Source organism: Pseudochrobactrum kiredjianiae, assembly GCF_030362795.1.
GTDB lineage: Bacteria > Pseudomonadota > Alphaproteobacteria > Rhizobiales > Rhizobiaceae > Pseudochrobactrum > Pseudochrobactrum kiredjianiae.
Map to the genome: position 1 here is coordinate 246,711 of NZ_JAUCBM010000001.1, position 14,411 is coordinate 261,121.

A 14,411-nucleotide genomic window follows, 5' to 3' on the forward strand; every position below is an offset into this window, starting at 1 on the left:
GCATAATTCCTTAAACTGATCCTAGTTTAAGGAATTATGCTCTATTATCCACGGGTGCGACCACATTAAATTGAACAGTTTTGTGTGGCCGCCCTCAAAATATGCAAAACGCGCACTTATGTTACCGCAGATAGCGGCATCCGCAAAAGCAGGGTGCCACTCAGGGAACAAGTGCAAAGGAGAACGCAATGCGGCGTGTTGTCGTTACCGGAATGGGGATTGTATCCTCAATTGGCAATAATACCGAAGAGGTTCTGACCTCTTTGTTTGAGGCCAGATCGGGTATCCGGCGGGCAGAGGATCAGGCGGAACTCGGTTTTCGCTGTCAGGTTTCCGGTGCGCCGCAGATCGATGTTGAAGCGCTGGTTGACCGCCGCGCAATGCGTTTTCACGGTCGTGGCACTGCATGGAACCATGTGGCCATGGATCAGGCGATTGCCGATGCAGGCCTGAGCGATGAACAGGTTTCTAACGAGCGTACCGGTATCATCATGGGTTCCGGCGGACCTTCGACCCGTGTGATCGTTGATTCTGCCGATATTACCCGTGAAAAAGGCCCAAAACGCGTTGGTCCTTTTGCTGTGCCGAAAGCCATGAGCTCAACGGCCTCTGCCACATTGGCGACCTTCTTCAAGATCAAGGGCATCAATTATTCGATCTCCTCGGCTTGTGCGACGTCCAATCATTGTATCGGTAATGCGGTTGAGATGATTCAATACGGCAAACAGGATCGTATGTTTGCAGGTGGCTGTGAAGATCTCGACTGGACATTGTCAGTGTTGTTTGACGCCATGGGCGCGATGTCTTCAAAATATAATGATACGCCGGAACGTGCATCGCGTGCTTATGACAAAAACCGTGACGGTTTCGTCATTGCCGGTGGTGCCGGTGTATTGGTGCTGGAAGATCTGGAAACCGCACTGGCACGCGGTGCCAAGATTTACGGCGAAGTTGTCGGCTACGGCGCAACATCAGACGGCTATGACATGGTTGCTCCATCGGGCGAAGGTGCGGAGCGCTGCATGCGCATGGCGCTCTCAACCGTGAAGGGCAAGATTGACTATATCAACCCGCATGCCACATCGACCCCTGCGGGTGATGCACCGGAAATCGAAGCGATCCGTAAAGTATTTGGTTCAGGCGATGCCTGCCCGCCGATTGCGGCAACCAAATCGCTGACCGGTCACTCGCTGGGTGCAACCGGTGTTCAGGAAGCGATTTACTCGCTTTTGATGATGCAGAATAATTTTATCTGCGAGAGCGCGCATATCGATGAGCTGGACCCGGATTTTGCGGATATGCCGATCGTGCGCAAACGCATCGATAATGCTGAAATGAATACAGTACTGTCCAACTCCTTCGGTTTTGGTGGAACGAACGCAACGCTGGTATTCCAGCGTTATCAGGGCTGACGGAGAGAGAGTATGCAGGATTTAATGAAAGGCAAACGCGGGCTGATTATGGGTGTTGCAAACAACCATTCTCTTGCTTGGGGTATTGCCAAACATCTTGCCGATCAGGGTGCTGAGCTGGCTTTCACCTATCAGGGCGATGCCCTTGGCAAGCGCGTCAAACCATTGGCAGAGCAGGTCGGATCGGATTTGGTTCTGCCTTGCGATGTTGAAGATATTGCAACTGTTGATGCGGTCTTTGACGAGATCGAGAAAAAATGGGGCAAGCTCGATTTTATCGTTCACGCTATTGGTTTCTCCGACAAGACAGAGCTGAAAGGCCGTTATGCGGATGTAACCACCCGTGAAAACTTCAGCCGTACCATGGTGATCTCTGCTTATTCCTTCACGGAAGTGGCACAGCGCGCTGAACGTCTGATGAAAGACGGCGGTTCGATCCTCACGCTGACCTATGGCGGCTCAACCCGCACCATCCCGAACTACAATGTGATGGGTGTTGCCAAGGCTGCTCTGGAAGCTATGGTGCGTTATCTGGCTGCCGATTATGGCCCGCAGAATATCCGTGTGAACGCAATTTCCGCAGGTCCTGTGCGTACATTGGCTGGTGCCGGTATTGGTGATGCCCGTGCGATCTTCTCGTATCAGCGTCGTAATTCGCCGCTGCGCCGCACTGTAGATATTGATGATGTGGGTAAATCTGCAGTCTATCTGCTGTCGGATTTGTCGAGCGGTGTCACCGGTGAAATCCATTATGTGGATTCCGGTTATAACATCGTTTCAATGCCGACATTGGAAGAGCTGAAAAGCTCGGATGCAACCGGCACTGAATAAGTCTGATGCATATGATATAAAAAAGCCGCGCATTGCGCGGCTTTTTTTGTAATTTACTTACGGGCTTCGATGACTTTGAAGCCGTCTTTATCGGTAAGCGGCATGACCTGCCGGAAATGCTGTTTCAAGACAGCCTCATATGGCAGCTGGCGATTTGCCACCATCAGGAAGCGACCGCCGGATTTAAGGCGCTTGGCAGCAGCCGTTATAAAGCTCTGGCCGAGTGAAATATCGGTGTTACGACCGGTGTGGAACGGCGGATTGCTGATCACAGTGTCATAAATCTCTGTCATCGGCTCGGAAGCGACATCATGCCAGTAATAGTGCAGCGGCATTGGACTGTTAAGCTCAGCCAGATTGCTTTTGGCAATTTCCAGCGCTTCATAATCGGCTTCATAAAGATCAATACGGTTGATCTTAGCCGGATTGTCGAGACAGCAGGCTGCGAGATAACCCCAGCCAGCACCCAAGTCGGCTACATGACCAAAGGCGATGTTTTTGAGATGCGGCACCAGCAAAGCCGAACCGCGGTCGATTTCACCATGAGAGAACATGCCTGCTTTCGTCCAGAAACGCCCGTCAACGCGCTTTTGCTCAGGAATGAGGCTTTGTGTGGTTTCACCATCAATCGCTTCAGGGTGCGCTAGCCAGTAGGCTACAGCATGGTTTTTAGACAGGCGGTCGATTGATGTTGCAATCTGGTCGCTGCGTTTACGAAAACTATCAACGCCGAGCTTTTTGTCACCGGCAATAATGATCAGTCCGCCCGGCTTAACTTGTGACAGCAAAGCTGCCAGCCATTCCTCATTCCGACCACGATGTTTGTCGAGCAAAATCATGCCGCCATCATAGGTTTCAGTGACGGTAATTTGCGGCGTGACCTGAAAACCGGCCTTGTTCAAGGCCAGCCATTCAGGTCTTGATGGCTGGATGCAATGGAGAAGTTGTTTCCACTCAGCACTGAGCGTTGTGTCGGCACTGATGCCAAAGCAGAGAAATTTCTCTCCCGATTGAGGCAAATCAAGTGTTTCATTCTCAAAAGGCAGAAAGAGGGTGTTTTGTGCGCCGGTAATCATAAAATTTCTTTGGTCTTTTCTACCTGAGAAGGATGACAGTAGGTGGATTTTGGCAGATATTATACTGAACTTATTGCTGTCAATATAAGAGTTAGAGCGATCTTTGTGCACCCTATAGGGTGCAAGGCACTCCAAACTATCTGCAAATCGGTGTTGCTCTTAAGGGAAGTCGTACTATGGCACGTAAATGCTGTCAGCCGGAATGTTATGCAACATGCCTGCCGCAACATCAGGCGTTGCTCTTGCATCTGAAGACTATGATTTCACAGTCATACACGGACAAACAGGATTTCCTTGGCTATTTGCTTGGTATGGCTGTCAGTGAAGCACAGGGCATTGTCGATTGTGCCCATCAGGAAGCCTGGCTGCAAAAGGGAATAAAGCCTGAGACAGAACTGGCCTTAACAGATTGATCCTTTTGCTGAACAGCCTTTGATTGTGTTGACTGCATGTTTAGAGCGCGTTTCGGTCTGATTGAATCAGATCCGCGCTCTAACACTCTGGTTTGACGCGCATCTTGTCCGAAAACCGTTTCACACTTTTCGGGATGCGCTCTAAATGAAAAGCCCCGCATGTTACCATGCGGGGCTTTTCATAATTTGAAATGCGCTTATTCAGCAGCAGTTTCTTCTTTCTTTTCGGCAACGATTTCTTTGCCGGTTTCCTGATCGACGATTTTCATCGACAGACGCACTTTACCGCGTTCATCAAAGCCCATCAGTTTAACCCAGACCTTCTGGCCTTCCTTAACCACATCAGTGGTCTTGGCAACGCGGTCAGAAGCCAGCTGCGAGATATGTACCAGGCCATCGCGTGGACCAAAGAAGTTTACGAATGCGCCGAAGTCAGCAGTTTTAACAACTGTACCTTCGTAGATTTCGCCAACTTCAGGCTCGGCAACAATGGAGTGAATCCATTTTTTGGCAGCTTCGATTTCTTTCGCGGAAGAAGAAGCGATTTTGACTGTGCCATCGTCTTCGATGTTGATTTTGGCGCCGGTCTTTTCAACGATTTCACGGATAACTTTACCGCCGGAACCGATAACATCACGGATCTTGTCGGTCGGAATGTTCATCACTTCGATGCGTGGTGCAAATTCACCGAGTTCAGCGCGGGCGCCGGACAGCGCTTTCGCCATTTCACCGAGAATATGAACGCGGCCGCCTTTAGCCTGTTCCAGAGCGGTTTTCATGATCTCTTCGGTAATACCGTCGATCTTGATATCCATCTGCAGGGCAGTAATACCGTTTTCAGTACCGGCTACCTTGAAATCCATATCGCCGAGGTGATCTTCGTCACCAAGGATATCGGAAAGAACTGCAAAACGGTCGCCTTCTTTGATCAGACCCATAGCAATACCGGCTACAGGGCGGGTCAGAGGTACACCGGCATCCATCAGCGCCAACGAGGTGCCGCAAACGGTAGCCATGGAGGACGAACCGTTGGATTCAGTGATTTCAGAAACAGCACGCAGAGTGTACGGGAACTGCTCTTTAGCAGGCAGCATCGGATGAATCGCACGCCATGCCAGCTTGCCATGACCGATTTCACGACGGCCTGGTGAGCCCATACGACCGGTTTCACCAACGGAATATGGCGGGAAGTTGTAATGCAGCAGGAAGGATTCTTTCTGCAGGCCGGCCAGTGTGTCGATGAACTGTTCATCTTCACCGGTGCCCAGTGTTGCAACAACGATTGCCTGTGTTTCACCGCGGGTGAACAGAGCTGAACCGTGTGTACGCGGCAACATGCCAACTTCTGATACGATCTGACGAACAGTTACCAGATCACGGCCGTCGATGCGGCTGCCGGTATCCAGAATGTTCCAGCGAACGATTTTAGCCTGCAAAGACTTGAAAACAGTGCCGATCTGTTCAGGTGTATATTCGGTTGTTTCAGCGCCTTCCGGCAGGAAGTGTGCTTTAACTTTAGCTTTGGCAGCATCAACAGCGGTATAACGAGCCTGCTTGTCGATGATTTTGTAGGCTGCGCGCAGATCATCTTCAATGATTGCAAGCATGGCAGCTTCAGGAGCCGACAGATCTTCCGGCTGGAAGTCACGTGGTTCTTTAGCGGCAACTTCAGCAAGGCTGATGATTGCATCGATCACAGGCTGGAAGCCTTTCTGACCGAAAACAACAGCGCCGAGCATGATTTCTTCCGAAAGTTCCTGCGCTTCGGATTCAACCATCAGAACAGCGTCAGATGTACCGGCAACAATCAGATCCAGGTCTGATTCAGCCATTTCGTCGAGATGCGGGTTCAGCACATATTCGCCGTTGATGTAGCCAACGCGCGCGCCACCGATCGGGCCCATGAAAGGCACGCCGGAAAGGGTGAGCGCAGCAGAAGCGGCAACCATCGACAGAACGTCCGGATTGTTTTCCAGATCGTGCTGAATAACGGTGATAACAACCTGTGTGTCGTTCTTGTAACCATCAGCAAACAGCGGGCGGATCGGACGATCGATCAGGCGGGAAACCAGGGTTTCGTTTTCGCTTGGACGGCCTTCACGCTTGAAGTAGCCACCAGGAATACGACCGGCTGCATAGGCTTTTTCCTGATAGTTTACAGTCAGAGGGAAAAAGTCCTGACCCGGTTTTGGCTCTTTGGCCGATACAACAGTGGCCAGCACCATTGTTTCACCGTAAGTGGCGATAACCGCGCCGTCTGCCTGACGGGCGACTTTACCGGTTTCGAGAATAAGCGGACGGCCGCCCCATTCAATTTCAACTTTATGTGTGTTGAACATATCTTGTCCTTGGTTTGGAATATTTGTTCGCGGCGCTGATGTCAGCGCTTGCAATATTCCGGTTTGGAACAGGGAGCGGGCAAGACAACAAGAAGCTCGCAAAAGACGAGCTGCCTGCAATCCTGCCTGCGGAACCTGTTCAATACAGTTCCATATCGGGCTTTTACGACAGTATTGTTAAAGCCCTGCTGCAGGTTCTCCGTTTTGGCAATCATGCACACGGATCATGCAGTATTTATTGTGGCAGATGTTTCAGGTCATAAACCTGAGAGGCTCTGCTGCCGGACGAATTTGATAACAAATGCCGTTCCGGTAAAAGTTCCGGCGAAAACCGCAAGGGTTCTCGCCGGAATATGCGCTTAGCGGCGCAGGCCGAGACGGCCGATCAGGCTCTGGTAGCGCGCTTCGTCAACACCTTTGAGATAGTCGAGCAGAGTGCGGCGCTGAGAAACCATTTTCAGAAGACCACGACGGGAATGGTTGTCATTCTTGTGGCCTTTAAAGTGACCGGTCAGGTTGGAAATGCGTTCCGAAAGAACGGCTACCTGTACTTCAGGAGAACCGGTATCGCCTTCTTTGGTTGCATATTCTTTAATAAGAGCCTGTTTGCGTTCAGCAGTAATCGACATCGGAATGTCCTTTTTGTTGAAGAGGAGAAAAGTCGCCCGCGGCCAAGATGTCGTCCAGCCGGGGCCATTTATTAAGCACAGTATTTGAGACATTGGGTAATGCCCTATACTGAACCTGACGATCATATAATCGAAACTGTGGCTTATTTCCAGACACATTTCAAAAAAGCCTGCAAAGCAGGCTTTTTAAGGAAAGTTCTGAATGAAAAGTCCCGTATTTACTGCGTAAAAACCCGTTTTGGCTTGAACATTCCCTGTTCAATATAACCAATAGCCAGCAAACGGTTCTTATGATTGGCGCAGACTTCATCCGCTTCCAAAGGGGCATCACGCCCGCGCAAAATCACCGGATTGCCCATACGCACACGATGCGCCTGATCATCGGAGAGTGCAACCTGCACCAGATCTTCCAGCGCTGCACCGGTATCAATGATAAAATCATCAAGGACAGAGAAGTCGCGTGGTGCCGCAGGGGCAGGGCTAGTGCCAGAAGCAGGGGAAGCTTCTGCTTCTTCATCTTCTGATTTTGGCGGCAGCGGCGGCCATGCGGCTTCCAGTTCCTGCAGCGTTATGAAATCATCTTCATTGAATGGCGCAACTTCCATCCGGCGCAGTTCAGCAATATGACCAAAACACTCTAAGTCACGCCCCATATCGCGGGCGAGAGAACGGACATAGGTGCCTTTACCGCATTCAACTTCAAACACGGCCTGTCCGGCTTCGTTGATTTCAACCAGCTCGAGGCGGTCGATTTCCACTTCACGCGAAGGAATAGCAACAGTTTCACCACTACGCGCCAGATCATAAGCACGCTCACCGTCAATCTTAATGGCGGAGAATTGTGGCGGTGTTTGCTGGATGATACCGGTATATTTGGGCAGCAAAGCCAGAATATCCGCTTCAGCAGGGCGCTTGTCAGACGTTTCGGTGACAGGACCTTCCAGATCATCCGTTGAGCGTTCTTCGCCCCAAGTGACTGTAAAGGAATAGATTTTGGTGCCGTCCATCACATAGGGAACGGTTTTGGTGGCTTCACCCAAGGCAATCGGCAACATGCCGGAAGCAAGCGGATCAAGCGTACCGGCATGGCCTGCTTTTTCAACATTGAACAGCCATTTGATCTTGGACACGGCTTCAGTGGAACCCATGCCTTTCGGCTTGTCAAAAATCACCCATCCGGAGACCGGACGACCTTTTTTCTTTCCTCTACGCGCCATCAGCCGTTATTCTCGTTTTCTGTGTGTGTATCTGTGTCGGAATCATCGCTCTCATCGTGCTGCAAATCGCGTGCCACTTCCGGCGAGCGCAACAGAGCATCAATCTTGGCGAAGTTGTCGAAGCTGGTGTCAGGACGGAAACGGAATTCCGGCATATATTTCATCTGGCGCAATTGCGGCGCAACGCGGCCACGCAAGAATTTTGCATGGTTTGCCAGAGCTTTAATCACAGTCTGTACGTCTGTATTGCCAACAATGCTGATGAAGCAGGTGGCAATTTTCAAATCCGGTGACATACGGACTTCGGTGATGGAAACAACAGTATTATTCAGAACATCGTCGCGGATTTCGCCGCGTGACAAAATCTGAGCCACGGCATGACGAACCTGCTCGCCAACGCGCAACTGGCGCTGTGACGGTCCTGTAGAAGTAAAGCGGGACATGGAGACTCCAAAATCTGAGCCAATTATCAGTCGGCGGCTGCATAAATTGCATGATAGAGCACCGTGCGCCCTCTTGGGCGCACAAAGGTCTCTCTAACACTTTATATTTACAGCGTAATTTTACCTAAAACTGATTCAGGTTTAAGAAATTATGCTGTAGCCGCAAAGCCCTGAGAGGCTTTCAGAGCATTTCACAGTCAGGTTCATATAAACCGACGGCAGTGACAATGCGACCAAATAAAATTCAGAGCGGTGATATGGCTGATTATGCGTGCAAACCGCCCGGGAAGGGAAACAGCGGCAGTGATTAAACTGCCGCTGTTTTGTTAATTACAGCGTACGCGTGATCATCTCTACGCGGAACGCTTCGATGGTGTCGCCTGCGCGTACATCTTCGTAGTTTTCGAAGGCCATACCACATTCCTGACCCATCGGCACTTCGGACACTTCGTCCTTGAAGCGCTTGAGCGTCTTGAGCTTGCCTTCGTGGATAACCACGTTGTCGCGGATAAGACGAACACCGGCGCCACGCTCGACTTTACCGTCAACAACACGGCAACCGGCAACTTTACCGACTTTGGTGATGTTGAAGACTTCGAGAATTTCAGCGTTACCGATGAAGGTTTCACGACGTTCTGGTGGCAGAAGACCGGACATTGCTGCTTTCACATCATCGATCAGATCGTAGATGATGTTGTAGTAGCGGATTTCAATGCCCTGCTGTGTTGCCGCATCACGTGCCTGTTTATTGGCGCGGACGTTAAAGCCGATGATGGCAGCATTCGAGGCTTCAGCCAGTGAGAGATCGCTCTCGGTAATACCACCGGCACCCGAGTGAACGATACGCGCACGAACTTCATCTGTGCCGAGTTTGTCGAGCGAAGCAATGATTGCTTCAACCGAACCCTGCACGTCACCTTTGATAACCAGCGGGAACTCTTTGAGGCCGCTTGACTGCAGATTAGACATCATCTGCTCAAGGGAACCGCGCGAGCCTGCCTGACGGGCAACGGCCTTATCACGGGCAAGACGCTGACGATATTCAGAAATCTCGCGGGCTTTCGCTTCGCTGGCCACAACCGCAAAGCGGTCGCCTGCCTGCGGTGTACCGGAAAGACCAAGAATTTCCACCGGCATCGCAGGTGCTGCTTCTTTAACATGATCGCCATGATCGTTGACCAGAGCACGGACACGACCCCATGCACTGCCGGCAACGATGATTTCACCCGGATGCAATGTACCCTTCTGAACCAGAACCGTAGCAACCGCACCGCGACCGCGATCAAGCTGAGCTTCAATGACCACACCTTCAGCTGTACGTTCAGGATCAGCTTTCAGATCGAGAATTTCAGCCTGCAACAGAACAGCTTCAAGCAGTTTGTCGAGGTTGATGCGGTTTTTGGCCGAAACTTCCACATCGAGAATTTCACCGCCCATGCTTTCTACAAACACATCGTGCTGCAGCAGGGCTGTGCGTACTTTCTGCGGATCTGCAGTCGGCTTGTCGATCTTGTTGATTGCAACGATGATCGGAACACCGGCCGCTTTGGCGTGGTTGATCGATTCAATCGTCTGCGGCATCACACTGTCATCAGCGGCAACCACCAGAATAGCGATATCTGTTGCCTGCGCACCACGGGCACGCATCTGCGTAAAGGCCGCGTGACCAGGTGTATCGATAAAGGTGATCTTATGGCCGTTCTGTTCAACCTGATAAGCACCGATATGCTGGGTAATACCGCCGGATTCGCCGGACACAACATTGGTGCTGCGGATCGCATCGAGCAGCGATGTTTTACCGTGATCGACGTGACCCATAATGGTCACAACCGGCGCACGGGAAGTCATAGCAGCTGGATTATCTTCTACGTTGAAAATACCTTCTTCAACGTCGGATTCCGCAACACGCTTAACAGTATGGCCGAATTCTTCCGCGATCAGCTGAGCCAGATCGGAATCGATCACATCGCCCGGCTTCATCATCTGACCCTGTTTCATCAGGTATTTGATGATGTCAACGGCACGTTCGGTCATGCGCTGTGCCAGTTCCTGAATAGTAATAGTTTCAGGAATTGTCACTTCACGGGAAATCTTTTCACGGACTTCCTGCATCTGCGAGCGCTTGAATTTTTCCTGACGACGACGCATCGCAGACAAGGAACGCGCACGGCCTTCATCTTCCATGTTGCTTGTCAGTGTCAGTTTGCCACGACGGCGATCTTCTTCGGCCTTGGTCGGCTTGGTCGCACGAACTTCAGGTTTAGCCGCAACATTGCGACGAACGCCTGCCGGACCGCGACGATCATCTTCATCGTCTTTTTGTGGTTTACGGTTCAGAACCTGCTGGGTTGGTTTCTTATCAGCCAGCGGTGCTTCAGCATTGATATCACGCGGAGCAGGTGCGCCGCCGGTGCGGTTGTAACCACCCTGATTTGGGCGGTTCTGACCGGCAGGACCACCACGGTTCTGGCCACCGGAGCGATCACCACCCGAACGATCACCAGATGGACGGTCGCCGCTTGGGCGTGCCGATGCCGGACGGGCAGAAGTCACAGGCTCGCGCTTGCGTGCTTCAGCTTCCGCTTTAGCCTTAACTTCGGCTTCCGCTTTACGACGAGCATCTTCTTCAGCCTGACGGCGTTCAGATTCAAGACGCTCGATTTCACGGCGCTTTTCTTCTTCCGCACGACGAATGGCTTCTGCTTCAGCGCGCTTACGATCTTCCGCATCACGGATGACGGCATCCTGAAGTGCGCGGCGACGTGCGTCCATTTCCGATGAAGACAGGGTGTTGAGCACCATGCCGCCACGGTCATTAGAACGGTTGCGCTGATCGTTGCGACCAGCCGGGCGTGAGCCCTGCGGTTTGTTATTATAGCCGCCAGCTGCCGGACGACCATTTGCAACGCCAGCCGGACGGGCTGCGGCTGCAGGGGCTGCCGGTTTAGGCGCAGCAGGCTTTGGTGCAGCCGGTTTGACAACCGCTGCTTCAACTGGTTTTGCAGGCATCGGTGCCACCGGTGCGGTTTCTGTTTTTGCAACAGGCGCAGCAGCAGGTTCTGCAACCGGCGCAGGCTTAGGTGCATCCGCAATCACAGCAGGCTTTTCTGCAACCGGTGCAGCAGGGGCTGCCGGTGTCGGCTCAGGAGCTGGTGCCACTGGCTGAACAGGAGCCGGAGCGGCTACAGCTTCAGGCTTTTCGTCAGGACGGGTAAACTTACGTTTTTTCGTCTCAACAACAACCGATTTGCTGCGTCCGTGGCTGAAATTTTGCCGTACAGTGCTCTGTTCGACTCCTGGCCGCTTGATGGTCAGCGTCTTTTTTGTGTCGACGCTCAGCGTCTTGTCGTCGTTTGAATTACTGTCGCTCATTCCGATTCCGTTTCCTTTGCAGCAGTGGCTGCCCGATTTTCCAAGTTCGCTGCGCTCTCGCCGCGATATTTATGCAGCTGAAGCGCCCGCGTGACGAACCCGGTTGCTGCCGTTCCTTCAATCACGGCGGCATGTATTACATTTCCGCCGCCAAATGCCAAATCCATTTCTTCCCCTGTAAAAAGGGAATAGGACTTTATATCTTTTCCGGTTGCCAGTTTTGTCGCATGACGCGCCTGATCCAGCTTTCGGATACCATCGGGAGCCGCCGTTGTCGCATGAAGCACCATTATAATGCGGCCGGTACGTATTGCAGAATCAACTTTTGCCGATCCTGTCACCACGACGCCGGATTTTCTTGCCAGTGCTAGACTGCCAAGCGCGGATTTTGTCAATAGCCTGTCGACCAGTGAGCCCAGATCCTCCGGCACTGAAACCTGAGTTTTCAGTGCACGGGGCAACAGCTTACGTTTAACCGCTTCATCAACACTATGCCGTTCAGCTTTAATCCAGCAACCGCGGCCGGGTAAATTGCGCTTCAGATCCGGTACAACACTACCGTCGGGTGCAGCCACAAACCGGATTAAATCTACAGCCGGGCCGCTCTCGCGCGTAACAATACAGGTCCTGTCGTTTTTATCCGGTTTCAACCAGAACTCCACTTCGCTCGAAAACAGCGCCGGTGGAGAGGACTGTTTTCTACTTTAATATGAGTGCAAGGGCAAGGAGCCCTGCAAAATGTGTGCGCATAACAGCCGAGGACAAATTGTCTCCGGCTATATGCAGGTTGTCGGAAAACATGCCTGTATCAAAAGTGCCGATACAGGCTTTGTTTTCAGTCGTATACCAATGCGCGGACATCAAATTCCGCCCGCACGAGCGGCAGTTGCAAGATGCTGGTTAAGCATCTGCCTGCTCTTCATCATCTGACGAAGCCAGCTCATTGGCTGCTTCTTCAAGCTGATCTTCTGTAATCCAGCCGGCTTTGAGGCGGGCTGCAAGAACCATTTGTTCGGCGTCAGCGCGGGAAACTTCAAACGGTGTCAGAACACCCGCATGAGTAACAGTTTCACCGTCTTTACGTTCACGCCAGCCCACGAGATCATCCACCGCATAACCGGCAAAATCATCCATGGTTTTCACGCCGTCTTCACCAACTGCAACGAGCATAGCACTGGTGAGGCCCGGTACTTCGCGCAGTTCGTCAGCAACGCCCAGTTCAAGGCGGCGGTCATTCAGATCGCTTTCAAGACGATCCAGATATTCTTTCGCACGTTCCTGAATTTCAGTAGCAGTGTCTGAATCAAAGCCTTCGATCGAAGCAATTTCGTCGCTTTCGACATAGGCGATTTCTTCAACCGAACCGAAACCTTCGGAAGCGAGAACCTGACCAACCATTTCGTCCACATTCAGCGCATCCATAAACAAAGCGGAGCGTTCAGTGAATTCTTTCTGGCGGCGTTCGGATTCTTCATGTTCAGTCATGATGTCGATATCCCAGCCGGTCAGCTGAGAGGCAAGACGCACATTCTGACCGCGACGGCCAATGGCCAGCGACAGCTGATCGTCAGGAACGACAACTTCAATACGTTCTGCATCTTCATCCAGAACAACCTTGGCAACTTCCGCAGGCTGCAAGGCATTGACGATGAAAGTCGCTGCATCCGGTGACCATGGAATAATGTCGATCTTTTCGCCCTGCAATTCGCCGACAACGGCCTGAACGCGGGAACCGCGCATACCAACGCAGGCGCCGACAGGATCAATGGAGCTGTCGCGCGAGATCACGGCCATTTTGGCGCGTGAACCCGGATCACGGGCAACGGATTTGATTTCGATAATGCCGTCATAGATTTCCGGCACTTCCATGGTGAAGAGTTTCGCCATGAATTGCGGATGGGTACGCGACAGGAATACCTGCGGACCGCGCTGTTCGCGACGCACATCATAAACATAAGCGCGGATACGATCGCCATAGCGGAAAGCTTCGCGCGGGATCAGTTCATCACGACGCACAACGGCTTCACCGCGGCCAAGATCAACAACCACATTGCCGTATTCAACGCGCTTGACGGTACCGTTGATGATCTCACCAAGACGGTCTTTGAATTCGTCATACTGACGGTCACGCTCGGCTTCACGCACTTTCTGCACGATAACCTGCTTGGCGGACTGGGCAGCAATACGACCGAAATCCATTGGCGGCAGCTGATCCGCAAGGAAGTCGCCTACTTGCGCATCCGGATTGCGTTCACGTGCTGATTCCAAAGCGATCTGCGTGGCGTAATCTTCAACAGTTTCCACCACTTCAAGCAGACGCTGCAGCTTGATTTCACCACTCTTGGAGTTGATGTCAGCGCGGATGTTGGTTTCCAGGCCATAGCGCGAGCGGGCAGCCTTCTGAATGGCATCAGCCATCGCTGCAATCACGATCTCGCGGTCAATAGATTTTTCACGCGCAACCGCATCAGCGATCTGAAGAAGCTCTAGCCTGTTTGCACTGACTGCCATTGGTCTCTCCTTGGTGCAGCACCTGTTTTGTTTTCAGGTGCAAAAGCTTTTTTTGTTTTGTCGCATGAGCATGACAATCAAATGAAACAATTTGATTGTGCGATGCTTAGAGCATAATTCTTAAACTTGAATCAGTTTAAATTAAAATTATGCTCTCATTTTAAGTGT

At 51.8% G+C, this 14,411-nt stretch carries 11 protein-coding genes; 3 read left to right on the top strand and 8 right to left on the bottom strand.

What is annotated here, in order from left to right; genetic code table 11:
* Positions 1 to 188 precede the first annotated feature (188 nt).
* Both fabB and fabI read left to right on the top strand, forming a co-directional pair.
* Positions 189 to 1,412 (top strand): beta-ketoacyl-ACP synthase I, encoded by a 1,224-nt coding sequence (fabB, locus tag QUF18_RS01205; protein ID WP_289384510.1) that lies wholly within the window; start codon positions 189 to 191, stop codon positions 1,410 to 1,412.
* A 12-nt stretch (positions 1,413 to 1,424) separates the two neighbouring features.
* Positions 1,425 to 2,243 (top strand): enoyl-ACP reductase FabI, encoded by an 819-nt coding sequence (fabI, locus tag QUF18_RS01210; protein ID WP_289384512.1) that lies wholly within the window; start codon positions 1,425 to 1,427, stop codon positions 2,241 to 2,243.
* 53 nt (positions 2,244 to 2,296) lie between these two features.
* Here the strand turns inward: fabI and QUF18_RS01215 are convergent, their stop codons facing one another.
* Positions 2,297 to 3,319, bottom strand: a complete 1,023-nt coding sequence (locus tag QUF18_RS01215) for a class I SAM-dependent methyltransferase (RefSeq protein WP_289384514.1) — start codon at positions 3,317 to 3,319, stop codon at positions 2,297 to 2,299.
* Between the two features lie 176 nt (positions 3,320 to 3,495).
* Between QUF18_RS01215 and QUF18_RS01220 the strand changes: the two genes are divergently transcribed.
* Entirely contained in the window at positions 3,496 to 3,732 is a 237-nt protein-coding gene (locus QUF18_RS01220) for a hypothetical protein (RefSeq protein ID WP_289384516.1), read from the top strand.
* Between the two features lie 197 nt (positions 3,733 to 3,929).
* On the opposite strand, the gene pnp is transcribed toward QUF18_RS01220, so the two are convergent.
* The 7 genes from pnp to nusA form a co-directional block, all read right to left on the bottom strand.
* On the bottom strand, positions 3,930 to 6,071 hold the full coding sequence (gene pnp, locus QUF18_RS01225) for a polyribonucleotide nucleotidyltransferase (protein ID WP_289384518.1): 2,142 nt from the start codon (positions 6,069 to 6,071) through the stop codon (positions 3,930 to 3,932).
* 359 nt (positions 6,072 to 6,430) lie between these two features.
* Positions 6,431 to 6,700, bottom strand: coding sequence for a 30S ribosomal protein S15 (gene rpsO / locus QUF18_RS01230; protein WP_113943696.1), 270 nt, complete (start codon positions 6,698 to 6,700; stop codon positions 6,431 to 6,433).
* A gap of 218 nt (positions 6,701 to 6,918) precedes the next feature.
* Entirely contained in the window at positions 6,919 to 7,917 is a 999-nt protein-coding gene (truB, locus tag QUF18_RS01235) for a tRNA pseudouridine(55) synthase TruB (protein ID WP_289384524.1), read from the bottom strand.
* Entirely contained in the window at positions 7,917 to 8,360 is a 444-nt protein-coding gene (gene rbfA / locus QUF18_RS01240; RefSeq protein WP_289384526.1) for a 30S ribosome-binding factor RbfA, read from the bottom strand. Before rbfA ends, truB begins: the two co-directional genes overlap by 1 nt.
* 330 nt (positions 8,361 to 8,690) lie before the next feature.
* Positions 8,691 to 11,732: a translation initiation factor IF-2 gene (gene infB, locus QUF18_RS01245; RefSeq protein ID WP_289384528.1), complete on the bottom strand. Its 3,042-nt coding sequence runs from the start codon at positions 11,730 to 11,732 to the stop codon at positions 8,691 to 8,693.
* A complete protein-coding gene (locus QUF18_RS01250; protein WP_289384530.1) occupies positions 11,729 to 12,382 on the bottom strand; it encodes an RNA-binding protein in 654 nt (217 codons plus the stop codon). Before QUF18_RS01250 ends, infB begins: the two co-directional genes overlap by 4 nt.
* A 250-nt stretch (positions 12,383 to 12,632) precedes the next feature.
* Entirely contained in the window at positions 12,633 to 14,243 is a 1,611-nt protein-coding gene (gene nusA / locus QUF18_RS01255) for a transcription termination factor NusA (protein ID WP_289384532.1), read from the bottom strand.
* Between the last annotated feature and the right edge of the window lie 168 nt (positions 14,244 to 14,411).

Bases quoted from the DNA above. Each gene is read 5' to 3' on its own strand.
- rbfA (WP_289384526.1), bottom strand. From the start codon at position 8,360: ATGTCCCGCTTTACTTCTACAGGACCGTCACAGCGCCAGTTGCGCGTT.
- pnp (WP_289384518.1), bottom strand. From the start codon at position 6,071: ATGTTCAACACACATAAAGTTGAAATTGAATGGGGCGGCCGTCCGCTT.
- fabI (WP_289384512.1), top strand. From the start codon at position 1,425: ATGCAGGATTTAATGAAAGGCAAACGCGGGCTGATTATGGGTGTTGCA.
- truB (WP_289384524.1), bottom strand. From the start codon at position 7,917: ATGGCGCGTAGAGGAAAGAAAAAAGGTCGTCCGGTCTCCGGATGGGTG.
- QUF18_RS01215 (WP_289384514.1), bottom strand. From the start codon at position 3,319: ATGATTACCGGCGCACAAAACACCCTCTTTCTGCCTTTTGAGAATGAA.
- QUF18_RS01220 (WP_289384516.1), top strand. From the start codon at position 3,496: ATGGCACGTAAATGCTGTCAGCCGGAATGTTATGCAACATGCCTGCCG.
- nusA (WP_289384532.1), bottom strand. From the start codon at position 14,243: ATGGCAGTCAGTGCAAACAGGCTAGAGCTTCTTCAGATCGCTGATGCG.
- rpsO (WP_113943696.1), bottom strand. From the start codon at position 6,700: ATGTCGATTACTGCTGAACGCAAACAGGCTCTTATTAAAGAATATGCA.
- fabB (WP_289384510.1), top strand. From the start codon at position 189: ATGCGGCGTGTTGTCGTTACCGGAATGGGGATTGTATCCTCAATTGGC.
- infB (WP_289384528.1), bottom strand. From the start codon at position 11,732: ATGAGCGACAGTAATTCAAACGACGACAAGACGCTGAGCGTCGACACA.